This is a genomic window from Streptomyces sp. NRRL S-31, from assembly GCF_000718775.1.
Lineage (GTDB): Bacteria > Actinomycetota > Actinomycetes > Streptomycetales > Streptomycetaceae > Streptomyces.
Map to the genome: position 1 here is coordinate 22,226 of NZ_JOCB01000084.1, position 16,942 is coordinate 39,167.

2 protein-coding genes are annotated in these 16,942 nt (G+C 77.2%); both read left to right on the forward strand.

Annotation, left to right across the window (positions count from 1 at the left end; all coding sequences use genetic code 11):
• Positions 1-32: 32 nt before the first annotated feature.
• Positions 33-10,793 carry a type I polyketide synthase gene (locus tag IF37_RS0128430; RefSeq protein ID WP_030748573.1) on the forward strand — a complete coding sequence of 3,587 codons (10,761 nt, stop codon included), beginning with the start codon at positions 33-35 and terminating at the stop codon, positions 10,791-10,793.
• Positions 10,794-10,903: 110 nt separating this feature from the next.
• On the forward strand, positions 10,904-16,942 hold a 6,039-nt coding region (locus IF37_RS0128435), incomplete at its 3' end, for a type I polyketide synthase (protein ID WP_030748576.1).

Sequence of the window (16,942 nt, forward strand, 5' to 3'; positions counted from 1 at the left end):
AACCGGTGTCGGCCGAAAGTGGAGATGCGTGGATGAACGGGCCCGGACACGACTCAGCGCTGGCACGACGGCTCGCCACGGCCGTACCGTCCCAGCACCGCAGGCTGGTGACCGAACTGGTCCGCACCGCCGTGACCGAGGCGATCGAGGCGGCCCGGCCGGGCACCGTGGACTTCCTCGACCCGGCCGCCCCCTTCGCCGCGCAGGGACTCGACTCGCTCGCCGCGGTCGACCTGCACCGGCGGCTGACGAGACGCACCGGCCTCGCCCTGCCGGTCGCCCTCGCCTACGACTGCCCGACCGTCCACGACCTGACCGCCCGGCTGCTCGCCGAGGTCCACGGCACGGCCGGCGACCACCCCGAGCCGGCCGGTGACGGCACCGCCGACGAGCCCGTGGCCGTCGTCGGCATCGGCTGCCGCTTCCCCGGCGGCGTCTCCTCGCCCGCCGACCTGTGGCGGCTGCTCACCGACGGCGGCGAGGTCCTCTGCGACTTCCCCCGGGACCGCGGCTGGGACCTGGACGCCCTGTACCACGAGGACCCGGAGGTGCCCGGCAGCACCTACGTCCGCAGCGGCGGCTTCCTCGACACCGCCACCGAGTTCGACGCCGACTTCTTCGGCATCAGCCCGCGCGAGGCCCTCGGCACGGACCCGCAGCAGCGGCTCGTCCTGGAGACCTCCTGGCAGGCCCTGGAGGACGCCGGCATCGACCCCACCACGCTGCGCGGCACCCCGGCCGGGATGTTCTTCGGCGCCGAGATCCAGGAGTACGGACCGCGCCTGCACGACGCCCCGGACGGCCTCGACGCCTACCTGCTGGCCGGGAACGCGGGCAGCGTCATCTCCGGCCGCGTCGCCTACGTACTGGGCGCCGAGGGCCCCGCGGTCACCGTCGACACCGCCTGCTCCGGCTCCCTGGTCGCCGTCCACCTGGCGTGCCGCTCACTGCGGCAGGGCGAGACCTCGCTCGCCCTGGCCGGCGGGGTGGCCGTCATGGGCGGCCCCGGAGTCTTCACCGCCTTCAGCCGGCAGCGGGGCCTGGCCCCCGACGGCCGCTGCAAGGCGTTCGCCGCCGCGGCGGACGGCACCGGGTTCGCCGAGGGCGTCGGCGTACTGGTCCTGGAGCGGCTGAGCGACGCCCGCCGCAACGGCCACCGCGTCCTCGCCCTGGTGCGCGGCTCCGCCGTCAACCAGGACGGCGCCTCCAACGGCCTGACCGCGCCCAACGGCACCTCCCAGCAGCGGCTGATCCGCCGGGCGCTGGCCGACGCCGGCCTCACCGCCGCCGACGTCGACATGGTCGAGGCACACGGCACCGGCACCCGGCTCGGCGACCCCATCGAGGCCACCGCGCTGCTCGCCACCTACGGCCGAAGCCGCCCCGCGGACGCCCCGCTGCTGCTCGGCTCCGTCAAGTCCAACCTCGGGCACACCCAGGCCGCGGCCGGCGCCGCCGGCATGATCAAGGCGATCCTCGCCATGCGGCACGGACGGATACCGGCGACCCTGCACGTCGACGCCCCCACCCCGCACGTCGACTGGTCCTCGGGCGCCGTGGAACTCGTCACCGAGCAGCGGGACTGGCCCGAGACCGGCCGGGTACGCCGGGCGGGCGTGTCGTCGTTCGGGGTCAGCGGCACCAACGCGCACGTCATCCTGGAGCAGCCGGCCCCCGAAGACACCGGGGACGCCGGGGCCGGCGAACCGCCCGCGGACGCGGCGGCGCCGCACACCGCCGACGCCCGCCCGGCCCGCCCCGCCGGGACACCGCTGCCCTTCGCCCTGTCCGCCCGCGGCGAGGCCGCCCTGCGGGCCCGCGCCGCCGACCTGCTGCCCCTGGTGGACACGGCCGACCCGCTCGACCTCGCCCACTCGCTGGCCACCACCCGGGCCGCCCTGCACGACCGGGCCGTCCTCGTCGCCGCCGACCGCGCCGAACTGCGCACCGCCCTCGAGGGCCTGGCCTCCGGCAGCACCCCGCTCACCGCGCGCGCCGACGGCGAACTCGCCTTCCTGTTCACCGGCCAGGGCAGCCAGCGGGCCGGCATGGGCCGCGAACTCGCCGCCGCCCACCCCGTGTTCGCCGACGCCCTGGCCGACGTCTGCGCCCACTTCGACCTCCAGCTCGACCTCCCGCTCACCGGGATCCTGTTCGCCGAGCCCGGCACCCCCGAGGCCGCGCTGCTGCACCGCACCGAGTACGCCCAGCCCGCCCTGTTCGCCGTGGAGGTCGCCCTCCACCGCCTGCTGGAGAGCTGGGGCCTCACCCCCGACCAGCTCGCCGGGCACTCCGTCGGCGAGATCGCCGCCGCCCACGCCGCCGGCGTCCTCACCCTCCAGGACGCGACGATCCTGGTCGCCGCCCGCGGCCGGCTGATGCAGGCGCTGCCCGAGGGCGGTGCCATGGTCGCCGTACGCGCCGCCGAGGACGAGGTGGCGCCGCTGCTCACCCCGCGCACCGGCATCGCCGCCGTCAACGGACCGTCCGCCGTCGTGGTCTCCGGCGACGCCGCCGACGTGGAGCGCATCGCCGCCGCACTCGCCGCCCGCGGCCACGACACCAAACGCCTGCGGGTCAGCCACGCCTTCCACTCGCCGCTGATGGAACCGATGCTGGCCGAGTTCCGCCGGATCGCACACGTGCTGGACTACGCCGAACCGAGGCTGCCGGTCGTCTCCACCGTCACCGGCGGCCCCGTCACCGGCGAGCTGTGCGACCCCGAGTACTGGGTCGAACACGTCCGCGCCCGGGTCCGCTTCCACGACGCCGTCCGCGCGCTCGCCGACACCGGGGTGCGCACCTTCCTGGAGGTCGGCCCCGACGCGGTGCTGTCCGCCATGGGCCCGGACTGCACCGACACACCCGGCACCGCCTTCCTGCCGGTGCTGCGGCGCGAGCGGCCCGAGGCCCGCGAGGCCCTCGCCGCCCTCGCCGCCGCGCACGCCCGGGGCGTCCCCGTCGACTGGCGGCGGCACTTCGCCGGGCTCGGCGGCCGGCGCGTCGACGTGCCCCACTACCCCTTCCAGCGGCGCCGGTTCTGGCTGGCGCAGAGCACCGCCCAGGGCGCCACCGGGCTCGGCCAGCTCCCCGCCAGCCACCCGCTGCTCGCGGCCGTGGTCGCGGTCGGCGCCGAGGGCGTCGTCCTGACCGGACGGCTCTCCACCCGCGCCCAGCCCTGGCTCGCCGACCACGTCATCGCCGGCCGGGTCCTCTTCCCCGGCACCGCCTTCGTCGAACTCGCGCTGCGCGCCGGCGACCACGTCGGCGCGGCCGGCCTGGAGGAGCTGACCCTCGGCGCCCCGCTCGTGCTGCGCACCGACGAGGACATCGCCGTACAGGTCGCCGTGGCCGAACCCGACGACTCGGGGCGCCGCGCCGTCACGGTCCACAGCCGCGCCGACGACACGGCCCCCTGGACCCGGCACGCCTCCGGCGTCCTCACCACCACCGCGCCGCCCGCCCCCGGCGCCCCGGCCGCTCCGGCCGCGTGGCCGCCGCCGGACGCCCGGCCGCTGGACACCACGAACGTCTACGCCGACCTGGCCGGCCAGGGCTACGGCTACGGACCCGCCTTCCAGGGGCTGCGCGCCGCCTGGCGGCACGGCGACGACGTCTACGCCGAGGTCGCCCTGGACGAGGAGACCGCCGCCGACGCGGACGCCTTCGTCCTGCACCCGGCCCTGCTCGACGCCGCGCTGCACGCCGCCGACCTCGACACCCCGCCCCGCGCCGACGTACTGGTCCCCTTCGCCTGGACCGGCGTCACCCTGCACGCCACCGGCGCGTCCGCGCTCCGCGTGCGGATCACCCGCACCGGCGGCGACACCCTCGCGCTGCGCCTCACCGACGCCACCGGCGCCCCGGTCGCCGACATCGAGGGCCTCACCTCCCGCCCCGTACCGGCGGGCGACGTCCTCCACACCGTGCGGTGGTCGCCGCACCCCCGGCCGGCGACCACCGCACCCCTCGGCACCGCCGTCCTGGACGACCCGGCCGACGGCCTCGACGCCCTGCTCGACGGCCCCGCCCCGGACGCCGTCGTCCACCGCGTCCCCGGCCCGGCCGACGCCGGCGCCACCGCCGCGCGCGGCCATGTCCACCACGTCCTGCGGCTGCTGCGCACCTGGCAGGCGGACGAGCGCCTCGCCGCCACCCGGCTCGTCGTCGTCACCCCGCCCGCCAGCGCCGCCCACGCGGCCGTCCGCGGCCTGGTCCGCTCCGCCCAGGCCGAGAACCCCGGCCGGTACGTCCTCGTCGAGCACGACGCACTGCCCGGCGACGCCGACCTGCGGCAGATCCTCGCCACCGGCGAACCCGAGGTCTCCCTCGCCGACGGCCGGTTCGACGTACCCCGGCTGACCACCGCGCCCGGCACCGGCGGCGAACCCGCCCCCGACTGGGGCACCGTCCTCGTCACCGGAGGCACCGGCGGCCTCGGCGCGCTGCTCGCCCGGCACCTGGTCCGCGCGCACGGCGTACGCCGCCTGGTGCTCACCGGCCGCCGCGGCAGCGCACCCGCGCTGCACGCCGAACTCACCGCCCTCGGCGCCGAGGTCACCGTCACCGCCTGCGACGCCGGCGACCGCGAGGCACTCGGCCGGCTCCTCGACGCCCACCCCGTCGACTCCGTCGTCCACGCGGCGGGCACCGTCCGCGACGGCATCGTGGACACCCTCACCGACGACATGGTGGACGAGGTCTTCCACGCCAAGGCCCTGGGCGCCTGGCACCTGCACGAACTGACCCGGGACCGCGGCCTCGCCCGCTTCGTGCTGTTCTCCTCCCTCGCCGCCGTCCTCGACGGCCCCGGCCAGGGCAACTACGCCGCCGCCAACGCCTACCTCGACGCCCTCGCCGAACACCGCGCCGGCCTCGGCCTGCCCGCCACCTCACTCGCCTGGGGCCTGTGGGCCACCGACAGCGGCATGGGCGCCGCCCTGGACGAGGCGGCCCGCGCACGCATCGCCGGCCAGGGCATCCCCGGCCTGTCCGCCGAACGCTCCCTGGAACTCTTCGACGCCGCCGTCCGCTCCCGGGCACCCCGCCTGGTCCCCGTGGAGATCGACGCCGCCGCCGTACGCCGCCGCCCCGACGGCGTCCCGCCGCTGCTCACCGCCCTGGTGCGCCCGGCCACCCGCCGCGCCACCGCGCACTCCGCCCCCCGGCCCGCGGCCGGCGGAGAACTGGCCGCGCTGCCCGCCGCCGACCGCGACCGCGCCCTGCTCGACCTGGTCCGCACCGAGGTGGCGGCCGTGCTGCGGCACGACGGGCCGTCCGCCATCGACCCCGGCCGGGCCTTCACCGACCTCGGCTTCGACTCGCTCGCCGCCGTCGAACTGCGCAACCGCCTGGGCACCGCCACCGGGCTGCGGCTGCCCGCCACCCTCGTCTTCGACCACCCCACCTCGCACGCCCTCGCCGGCCTCCTTGGCGACACCCTCTTCGGCACCGGCGAGCGGGACACCACCACCGTGGCCGCCCGCGGCACGGCCGACGAAGACCCGGTCGTCATCGTCGGCATGAGCTGCCGCTACCCCGGCGGCGTCCGCTCCCCGGAGGACCTCTGGCGGCTCGTCGCCGACGGCGTCGACGCGGTCGGCGGCTTCCCGGCGGACCGCGGCTGGGACACCGAGGCGCTGTACGACCCCGAACCGGGCACCCCCGGCCGCACCTACACCCGCGAGGGCGCCTTCCTGTACGACGCGGCCGAGTTCGACCCCGGCTTCTTCGGCATCAGCCCGCGCGAGGCCACCGCCATGGACCCGCAGCAGCGGCTGCTGCTGGAGGTGTCCTGGGAGGCGCTGGAGCGCTCCGCGATCGACCCGCACCGACTGCGCGGCTCCCGCACCGGCGTCTTCGCGGGCGTCATGTACCACGACTACGGCACATGGCTCGCCGACGTCCCCGACGACCTCGCCGCCTACCTCGGCAACGGCAGCCTCGGCAGCGTCGTCTCCGGCCGCGTCGCCTACGCCCTCGGCCTGGAGGGCCCGGCCGTCACCGTCGACACCGCCTGCTCCTCCTCGCTGGTCACCCTGCACCTGGCCGCCCAGGCGCTGCGCCAGGGCGAGTGCGACCTCGCCCTCGTCGGCGGCGTCACCGTCATGTCCACCCCGGACACGTTCATCGACTTCGCCCGGCAGCGCGGGCTGGCCGCCGACGGCCGCTGCAAGTCCTTCGCCGCCGCGGCCGACGGCACCGGCTGGGGCGAGGGCGTCGGCGTGGTCGTCGTCGAACGCCTCTCCGACGCCCGCCGCAACGGCCACCGGGTGCTCGCCGTCGTCCGCGGCTCCGCCGTCAACTCCGACGGCGCCTCCAACGGCCTGACCGCCCCCAACGGCCCCTCCCAGCAGCGCGTCATCCGCGCCGCCCTGGCCGCCGCCTCACTCACCCCCGCCGACGTGGACGCCGTCGAGGCGCACGGCACCGGGACGACACTGGGCGACCCGATCGAGGCACAGGCCCTGCTCGCCACCTACGGCCAAGACCGCGAGGAGCCCCTCTGGCTCGGCTCGGTCAAGTCCAACATGGGGCACACCCAGGCCGCGGCCGGCGTCGCCGGAGTCATCAAGATGGTCATGGCGATGCGCAACGGGGTGCTGCCCAGGACCCTGCACGTCGACGCGCCGTCCCACCAGGTCGACTGGAGCGCCGGCGCCGTGGCGCTGCTCACCGAGCGGCGCCCATGGCCGGCGCCGGGCCGGCCGCGCCGCGCCGGGGTGTCCTCCTTCGGCATCAGCGGCACCAACGCCCACGTCATCCTGGAGGAGTCCACCGAGCCCGCGCCCGCGCCGGCCGACCCAGCCACCGCCCCGCCGGTGCTCGCCCTCCCGGTCTCCGCACGCTCGCCCGAGGCACTGCGCGGCCAGGCCCGGCGGCTGCGGGAACTGACCGGCGCCGCCCCCGCCGACCTCGGCCTGGCCCTCGCCACCACCCGCGGCACCCACCCCCACCGTGCCGTACTCCTCGCCACCGGCGACGACCACACCGCCGCCGCGCTGGACGCTCTGGCCCACGGCACCGAGGCCCCCGGACTGCTCGTCACCGGCTCCGCCACCGACGGCACCCTCGCCTACCTGTTCTCCGGGCAGGGCGCCCAGCGCCCCGGCATGGGCCGCGACTGGTACGACGCCTTCCCCGTCTACGCCGAGCACTTCGACCGCGCCGCCGCCCTCTTCGACAAGCACCTGGAGCGGCCCCTCGCCGAGGTCGTCCTCGGCGACGACGCCGAGACCCTTCAGCGGACCGCCTACACCCAGGCCGCCCTGTTCACCACCCAGGTCGCCCTCTACCGGCTGCTGGAGTCCTTCGGGCTGCGCCCCGACTGGCTGGCCGGCCACTCCGTCGGCGAGTTCGCCGCCGCGCACGTCGCCGGCGTCTGGTCGCTCCAGGACGCCGTCACCGCCGTCGCCGCCCGCGGCCGGCTCATGGAGGCGCTGCCCGAGGGCGGCGCGATGATCGCCGTACCGGCGCCGGAGGCGGAGGTGGCACCGCTGCTGGACGGGCGGCGGTGCGCCATCGCCGCCGTCAACGGCCCCCGCGCCGTGGTCGTCTCCGGTGACGAGGACGCCGTCACCGAGGTCGCCGCGCACTTCCCCGGCGCCCGCAGGCTGCGCGTCTCGCACGCCTTCCACTCGCCCCGCATGGAGCCCATGCTGGAGGAGTTCGGCGAGGTCATGCGGGGCATCCGGGCGGCGGAACCGGCCCTGCCGATCGTCTCCACCCTCACCGGCGCCCCGGCCACCGCCGCCGAACTCGGCTCCGCCGGCTACTGGGTCCGGCACGTCCGGGAGACCGTGCGCTTCGCCGACGCGGTCGCGACCCTGGCCGCGAAGGGCGCCGACACCTTCCTCGAACTCGGCGCCGCCCCCGTGCTCACCGCGCTCGGCCCCGACTGCCTGCCGGACGCCGCGGACACCGCCTTCGTCCCCACCGCCCGCAAGGACACCGCCCAGCTGCCCGGCCTGCTCGCCGCCCTGGCCGCCGTCCACACCCGCGGCCGGGACGTCGACTGGGCGGTGCTGTACGGGACGTACGCCGGAAACCGCGTCGAGCTGCCCACCTACGCCTTCGAGCACCGCCGGTACTGGCTCCCGACCCCCGCCGTCACCGCCGGCGACGCCGCCGGGCACGGGCTCGCCGCCGCCGGCCACCCGCTGGTCAGCGCCCGCCTGGACCTGCCCGGTGACGCCGGACTGCTGCTCACCGGCCGGATCTCCACCGCCACCCACCCCGTCCTCGCCGAACACGCCGTGCTCGGCACGGTCCTGGTGCCCGGCGCCGCGCTGGTCGACCTCGCCCTGCACGCCGGACGCCTGGCCGGCCGCCCCGTCCTGGAGGAACTGACCCTCCAGGCCCCGCTGGTGCTGCCCGCCGACACCGCCGTACGCCTCCAGGTCGCCGCCGGCCCCGACGGCACCGTCGAGATCCACTCGCGGTCCGAGCAGGCTCCCGCCGACGAGGGCTGGACACGGCACGCCACCGGCACCCTCACCGGACCCGCGACCGCGCCCCCGCCGCCCGCGCCCGGCAGCTGGCCGCCGCCCGGCGCCACCCCGCTCGACGTCACCGGCCTCTACCCGCGCCTGCACACCGAGGGCTACGACTACGGCCCCGTCTTCCGCGGCGTCCGGGCCGCCTGGCGGGACGGCGACACCCTGCTCGCCGAGCTGGAACTGCCCGACACCGTGACGCGGGACGCCGCCCGGCACGCCCTGCACCCGGCGCTGCTGGACTCCGCCCTGCACGTCACGTCGCTGGCGGACGGTGCGCCCGGCGAGCCGCCCGAGGGCATCGCCCTGCCCTTCGCCTGGACCGGTGTCGCCCTGCACGGCCAGGCGTCCCGCACCGCCCGCGTCCGCGTCACCCCCGGCGCCGACGGCACCCGCATCGAGCTGACGGACACCGAGGGCCGCCCCCTCGCCACCGTCGCGTCCTACGTCACCCGCCCGGTCACCGCCGACCGGCTCGCCCCCCGCAGGCGACGCCACCTGTACACCCTCGCCGACGAACCGCTGCCCGAGGCCGCGGGCCGCCCGGACCGCCGCACCTGGGCGGTCCTCGGCGACGACGACCTCGGCCTCGGCGCCCCCCTGCGCGCCCGCCCGGACACGCTCGGCACCCCCGTGCCCGACGTGCTGATCCTGCCGGTCGCCGCGCCGCGCGCCGGTACGGTGCCCGACGCCGTACGGACCGCCCTCGGCCACACCCTGGAGACCCTGCGGGCCTGGTCGGCCGACGACCGCCACGCCGACGCGCGCCTCGTGGTGCTCACCGGCACCACCCTCGCCGACACCGCGGTGCACGGACTGGTGCGGGCCGCGCAGGCCGAGGACCCCGGCCGCATCCTCCTGGTCGCGCGGACCACCGACGGCCCCGTACCGGACCGGGCCGCCCTGGCCGCCCTCCTCGACTCCGGCGAGCCGGAGGTCCGGTGGCGGGACGGCCGGGCGCACGCCCCCCGCCTGGTCCGCGCCGAGAACGCCCCGGGGACGGACCGCCCGTGGGGCACCGTCCTCGTCACCGGCGGCACCGGCGGACTCGGCGCCCTGGTCGCCCGGCACCTGGTCACCCGGCACGGTGTCACCCGCCTGGTGCTCACCAGCCGCCGCGGCCCCGCGGCGCCCGGCGCCGACCGGCTGCGCGCGGACCTCGCCGCCCTGGGCGCCGAGGCCGAGATCGTCGCCTGCGACGTCGCCGACCGCGCCGCGCTCGCCGCCCTGCTCACCGCCCACCCCGTCGACAGCGTCGTGCACACCGCCGGCGTCCTCGACGACGGCCTGCTCGGCTCGCTCACCCCCGCCCGGCTGGACACCGTGCTGCGGCCCAAGGCGGACGCCGCCTGGCACCTGCACGAACTCACCCTCGGCCGCGAGCTGTCCCACTTCGTGCTGTTCTCCTCGGCCGCCGGCACCCTCGACGCCTCCGGCCAGGGCAACTACGCCGCCGCCAACGTCTTCCTCGACGCGCTGGCCGCCCACCGCGCCGCCCGCGGCCTGCCCGCCACCTCCCTCGCCTGGGGCCTGTGGTCCGGCGGCGGCATGGGCGCCGCACTCGACCCGGCCGCGGTCCAGCGCATCGAACGCTCCGGCATCGGCGCGCTCGACCCGGACGAGGCGCTGGACCTGTTCGACGCCGCCGTGGCCTCGGGCAGCCCCGCCCTGGTCCCGGTACGGCTCGACACCGCGGCCCTGCGCCGCCGCGGCGACGACGTGCCGGCCGTACTGCGCACCCTGGCCGGCGTCACCGCCCGCGCGGCCCGCGACGACCACGCCCGCACCCTGGGCGAGCGGCTGGCCGGGCTCCCCGCCGCCGACCACGAGCACACCGTCCTGGAAGCGGTGCGCACCGAGGTCGCCGCCGTCCTCGGCCACGCCGGACCCGCCGCCGTCGAACCGCGCCGCGCCTTCACCGAGCTGGGCTTCGACTCGCTCGCCGCCGTGGAGCTGCGCAACCGGCTGAACGCGGTCAGCGGACTGCGCCTGCCGTCCACGCTGATCTTCGACTACGCCACCCCGGCCGCCCTCGCCGGCCACCTCCTGGAACGGCTCCTCCCGGAGCCCGCGCCCCACGAGCCCGCCGCCGCCCCGCCCGGCGACGACGACGAACTGCGGGCCGTGCTCTCCCGCATCCCCGTCGCCCGCATCCGGGACGCCGGCCTCCTCGACAGCCTGCTGAAGCTGTCGGAGCCGGCGCCCGCCACGGCCACCGCCGACCGGGGCCTGGACATCAAGTCCATGGCCGTGGCCGACCTGGTACGCGCCGCGCTCGACCGCAGCGGCACCAAGTGACCCCGCCCCGGTGACCGGCGACGCGCCGCGTCCGGCACCGGGCCACCCGCACCGCCCCACCAGCCACCGCCTCACCAGCGCCGCCGAGCCAGCAGGGAGCGACACCGACCGTGGACACATCCGTCGAGCAGATCGTCGAGGCGCTGCGCGAGTCAATGCTCGAGAACGAGCGGCTGCGCCAGCGATACGACCAGGTCACCGAGGCGGCGCAGGAGCCCGTCGCGATCGTCGCCATGAGCTGCCGCTACCCCGGCGGCGTCCGGACCCCCGAACAGCTGTGGCGACTGGTCGACTCCGGCACGGACGCCGTGGGCGACTTCCCCGCGGACCGCGGCTGGGACGTCGAGGACATCTACGACCCCGACCCCGACGCCCCCGGCAGGACCCATGTGCGCGAGGGCGGCTTCCTCTACGACGCGGCCGAGTTCGACCCCGGCTTCTTCGGCATCAGCCCGCGCGAGGCCCTCGCCATGGACCCGCAGCAACGGCTGCTGCTGGAGACCGCCTGGGAGGCGTTCGAACGCGCCGGGATCGATCCGCACACCCTCAAGGGCAGCCGCACCGGCATCTACGCGGGCGTCATGTACCACGACTACGGCAGTTGGCTCACCGAGGTGCCGGAAGGCGTCGAGGGCTACCTCGGCAACGGCAACCTCGGCAGCGTCGCCTCCGGCCGCGTCTCCTACATCCTCGGCCTGGAGGGGCCCGCCGTCACCGTCGACACCGCCTGCTCCTCCTCGCTCGTCGCCCTCCACCTCGCCGTGCAGGCCCTGCGCACCGGAGAGTGCGGCCTCGCCCTCGCCGGCGGTGTCACGGTGATGTCCACCCCCGACACCTTCATCGACTTCTCCCGCCAGCGGGGCCTCGCCCTGGACGGCCGCTGCAAGTCCTTCGCCGAGGGCGCCGACGGCACCGGCTGGGGCGAGGGCGCCGGCCTGCTCCTGCTGGAACGGCTCAGCGACGCCCGCCGCAACGGCCACCCCGTGCTGGCCGTGGTGCGCGGCTCCGCCGTCAACCAGGACGGCGCCTCCAACGGCCTGACCGCCCCCAACGGCCCCTCCCAGCAGCGCGTCATCCGCGCCGCCCTGGCCGCCGCCCGCCTGGAGCCCCGCCAGGTGCACGCCGTCGAGGCGCACGGCACCGGCACCCCGCTGGGCGACCCGATCGAGGCGCAGGCCCTGCTCGCCACCTACGGCCAGGACCGCGACGAACCCCTCTGGCTCGGTTCGGTGAAGTCCAACATCGGGCACACCCAGGCCGCCGCCGGTGTCGCCGGCGTCATCAAGATGGTGCTCGCCATGCGGCACGGCCGGCTGCCCAGGACCCTGCACGCCGAACGGCCCACCTCCCAGGTCGACTGGACGGAGGGCGCCGTCGAACTGCTCACCGAGGCCCGCGACTGGCCCGGCGACGGCGAGCCCCGCCGCGCCGCCGTCTCCTCCTTCGGCATCAGCGGCACCAACGCCCACGTCATCCTGGAGGCCGCCCCCGAGCCCGGGGCACGGACGGCCGAGCCCTCCTGGACCAGCCCGCTCCCGCTGGTGCTCTCCGGCAAGGGCGAAGCGGGCCTCGCCGCCCAGGCCCGCCGCCTCCTCGACCACCTCACCACCACCACCGACCCCGTCCCCGACATCGCCCACACCCTCGCCACCGGACGGGCCGCGCTCGACGAGCGGGCCGTCGTCACCGGCGCCGGCCTGCCCGCCCTCACCGCCGGCCTGACCGCCCTGGCCGAGGGCGGCGCCGCGCCGAACGTGGTGCGCGGCAGCGCCGCGGGGGAGTCCCGGATCGCGTTCGTCTTCCCCGGCCAGGGCTCCCAGTGGGCCGGCATGGCCGCCGACCTGCTCGACACCTCGCCCGTCTTCGCCGCGCGCATGGCCGACTGCGACGCGGCCCTGGCCCCCGTCACCGACTTCGGCCTCCTGGAGACCGTGCGGGCCCGGCAGCCGCTGGAGCGGGTCGACGTCGTCCAGCCCGTGCTGTGGGCGATCATGGTGTCGCTCGCCGAGGTGTGGCGCGCCCACGGTGTCCGGCCCGCCGCCGTCATCGGCCACTCCCAGGGCGAGATCGCCGCCGCCTGCGTGGCCGGCGCGCTCTCCCTCGACGACGGCGCCCGCGTCGTCGCGCTGCGCAGCCGCGCCATCGCCCGCGAACTCTCCGGACTCGGCGGCATGATGTCGGTGGCCCTGCCCGAGGCCCGGGTCCGCGACCTCCTCGCCCGCTACGACGGCCGCATCTCGGTGGCCGCCGTCAACGGCGCCTCCTCCGTGGTGCTGTCCGGCGACGCCGACGCCCTCGACGAACTCCGCGAGACCATCGTGGCCGGCGGCGACCGCGCCAAGCGGCTCCCGGTGGACTACGCCTCGCACAGCGCCCACGTCGAGTCGATCCGCGAGCGGCTGCTCGCCGACCTGGCGGGCGTGCGGGCCCGGCCCGCCGAGGTGCCGTTCTACTCCACCGTCACCGGCGCCCGGCTCGACACCACCGGCCTGGACGCCGGCTACTGGTACACCAACCTGCGGCAGAGCGTGCTGTTCGAGCCGGCCACCCGCACCCTCCTCGACGCCGGGTACGGCGTCTTCGTGGAGTGCAGTCCGCACCCCGTGCTGCTGCACAGCATCGAGGAGACGGCCGACGCCGCCGGCGCCGACGTCACCGGCCTGGGCTCGCTGCGCCGCGACGACGGCGGCACCGAGCGGGTCCTGGCCGCCCTCGGCGAGGCGTTCGCCGCCGGCCTACCGGTCGACTGGTCGCCCGTCTTCGACGGCCTGCCGGTGCGCACCGCGGACCTGCCCACGTACGCCTTCCAGCGCGAGCGGTACTGGCTCGGCCGGTCCGCCGGCACCGGCGACGTGACCGCCGCCGGACTGGGGACCACCGGCCACCCGCTGCTCGGGGCCGCCGTCCCGGTCGCCGAGGGCGGCACCCTGTTCACCGGCCGGCTCTCCACCGCGGGCACCCCCTGGCTCGCGGACCACGCCGTGTCCGGCACCACCCTGCTGCCCGGCACCGCCCTGGTCGAGCTGGCCCTCGGCGCCGGCCACGACCTCGGCTGCGGGCACCTCGCCGAACTCACCCTCCAGGCCCCGCTGACGCTGCCCGAACGGGGCGCCGTCCAGCTCCAGTTGCACGTGGCCGCCGCCGACGGCACCGGGCACCGCGCGCTGACCGTGCACTCCCGTCCCGAGGGCGCCGACGACACCGCCTGGACGCGGCACGCCACCGGTCTGCTGGCGCCGCAGACCACCGCGCCCGCCTTCGACCTCACGGTCTGGCCGCCCCGGGGCGCCGAGCCCGTGCCAGCCGACGACGCCTACGGCCGCCTCGCCGCCCTCGGCTACGACTACGGGCCCGCCTTCCAGGGGCTGCGCACGGTCTGGCGGCGCGGCGACGAGACCTTCGCCGAGGTCGAACTGCCCGTCGAGGCAGGGGGTTTCGCCCTGCACCCGGCCCTGTTCGACGCCGCCCTGCACGCCGACGGCCTGCGCGCCGACGGCTCGGGCGCCGACGGCTCCCGCGCCGAGGGCCCTCGCGCCGACGGCCAGGACACCGCCCGGCTGCCGTTCGCCTGGAGCGGCGTCTCGCTGTACGCGGCCGGGGCCACCGCACTGCGGGTCCGGCTGCACGGCGGCGAGACGCTCTCCCTCCAGCTGGCCGACCCCACCGGCGCCCCGGTCGCCGAGGTCGAGGCCCTCGTCTCCCGGCCGGTCGACCCGGCCGCGCTCACCGCCGGCACCCGCCCCGAGGACCTCTACCGCCTGGACTGGCCGGCCCTGCCCGTACCCGGCACGCCCGCGCCCGAGTACACCGTCCTGGCCGACGGGGACCCGGCCGCGCTGGACACCGTGCCCGCGTGGGCGGTGCTGCGGGCCGGCGGCGACGGCCCCGACCCCCGCCCGGCGACCCGCCGGGCCCTGGCCGCCGTACAGGCGTGGCTGGCCGACGAACGCACCGCCGCCGCCCGGCTGGTGGTGCTCACCCGGGGCGCCGTGGCGGTCGGGGCGGAGGACGTCACCGATCTGGCGGGCGCCGCCGTGTGGGGCCTGCTCCGGGCCGCGCAGGGCGAGCACCCCGGGCGGTTCGTGCTCGTGGACTCCGACGCCCCCGATGCCGGCGCCGCCGTCTCCGCCGCCGCGGCGAGCGGTGAACCCCAGCTCGCGCTGCGCGACGGCACCGCGCACGTGCCCCGGCTCGCCCGCACCGCCCCGGCGGGACAGGCACCGGCCCTCGACCCGGACGGCACCGTGCTGATCACCGGCGGCACCGGCGTGCTCGGCGCGCTGGTCGCCCGGCACCTGGTCGCCGAACACGGCGTACGCCGGCTGGTGCTGGCCGGACGCGGCGGCACCACCGCCGAGGACCTCACCGGGCTGGACGCGGAGATCGTCGTGGCCCGCTGCGACGCCGCCGACCGCGGCCAACTGGCCCGGCTCCTCGCCGGCATCCCCGCCGACCGTCCGCTGACCGCGGTCGTCCACCTCGCCGGCGTCCTCGACGACGGCCTGGTGACCGACCAGACGCCCGAGCGCCTGGACGCCGTACTGCGCCCCAAGGCCGACGCCGCCCGGCACCTGCACGAGCTGACCCGCGACCTCGACCTCGCCGCGTTCGTGCTGTTCTCCTCCGCCGCGGGCACGATCGACGGCGCCGGCCAGTCCGGCTACGCCGCCGCCAACGCCTACCTCGACGCGCTGGCCGCCCACCGCAGGCACCACGGCCTGCCCGCGCACTCGCTGGCCTGGGGCTTCTGGGCCCAGCGCACCGGAATGACCGCCCACCTCACCGACGCCGACGTGGACCGGATGGCCCGCGCGGGCGTCCGCCCCCTCGCCACCGACGAGGGCCTGCGCCTGCTGGACGCCGCCCTCGCCGCCGACGAGCCGCTGCTCCTCCCGGTCGGCCTGGACCCGGCCGTGCTGCGCCGTGCCACGGACGTCCCGCCCGTACTGCGCTCCCTGGTGCCCGCCCGCGCCCGCCGCGCCGCGGCCTCCGGCACGGACTCCGCGTCGTTCGCCGGCCGGCTGGCCGCCCTCGGCCCCGCCGAGCGCGACGCCGCCCTGATGGAACTGGTCCGCACCCACGTCGCCGCCGTGCTCGGACACGGCGACGACATGACGCTCGACGCGCGCCGCTCGTTCCGCGAGTTGGGCTTCGACTCGCTGACCGCGGTCGAACTGCGCAACCGCCTCGGCACCGCGGTCGGCCTGCGGCTGCCCGCCACCCTGGTCTTCGACTACCCCGACGCGGGCGCGCTCGTGGCCCACCTGAGGACGGAGCTGTTCGGCGCCGACGCCGAGGCGGCCCCCGAGACGGCCGCGCGGGAGGCGGACGAGCCGGTCGCCGTCGTCGCCATGGCCTGCCGCTACCCCGGCGGCGCCGCCACCCCCGAGGAGCTGTGGCGGCTGCTGGCCGACGGCGGTGACGGCATCGGCGCTTTCCCCGCCGACCGCGGCTGGGACCTGGAGAACCTCTACGACCCGGAGCCGGGCAAGGCCGGCCACTCCTCGACCCGATTCGGCGGTTTCCTTTACGACGCCGCCGAGTTCGACCCCGACTTCTTCGGCATCGGCCCGCGCGAGGCCCTGGCCATGGACCCGCAGCAACGGCTGCTGCTGGAGACCTCCTGGGAGGCCCTGGAACGGGCCGGCATCGACCCGCACTCCGTGCGCGGCTCCCGCACCGGCGTCTTCGCCGGCGTCATGTACCACGACTACGGCAGCAGGCTGCGCCGCGTCCCGGAGGCCGTGCGCGACTACCTGGGCAACGGCAGCCTCGGCAGCGTCGCCTCCGGCCGCGTCGCCTACGCCCTCGGTCTGGAGGGCCCGACGCTCACCGTCGACACCGCCTGCTCCTCGTCCCTGGTGGCGCTGCACCTGGCCGCGCAGGCACTGCGGCAGGGCGAGTGCACCCTGGCGCTGGCCGGCGGGGTGTCCGTGATGTCGACCGTCGACACGTTCGTGGACTTCAGCCGGCAGCGCAACCTCGCCGCAGACGGCCACGCCAAGTCGTTCGCCGACGCGGCGGACGGCACGGCCCTGTCCGAGGGGGCCGGCGTGCTGGTGCTGGAGCGGTTGTCGGACGCGCGGCGCAACGGGCATCCGGTGCTGGCGGTGGTGCGGGGTTCGGCGGTGAACCAGGACGGTGCGTCG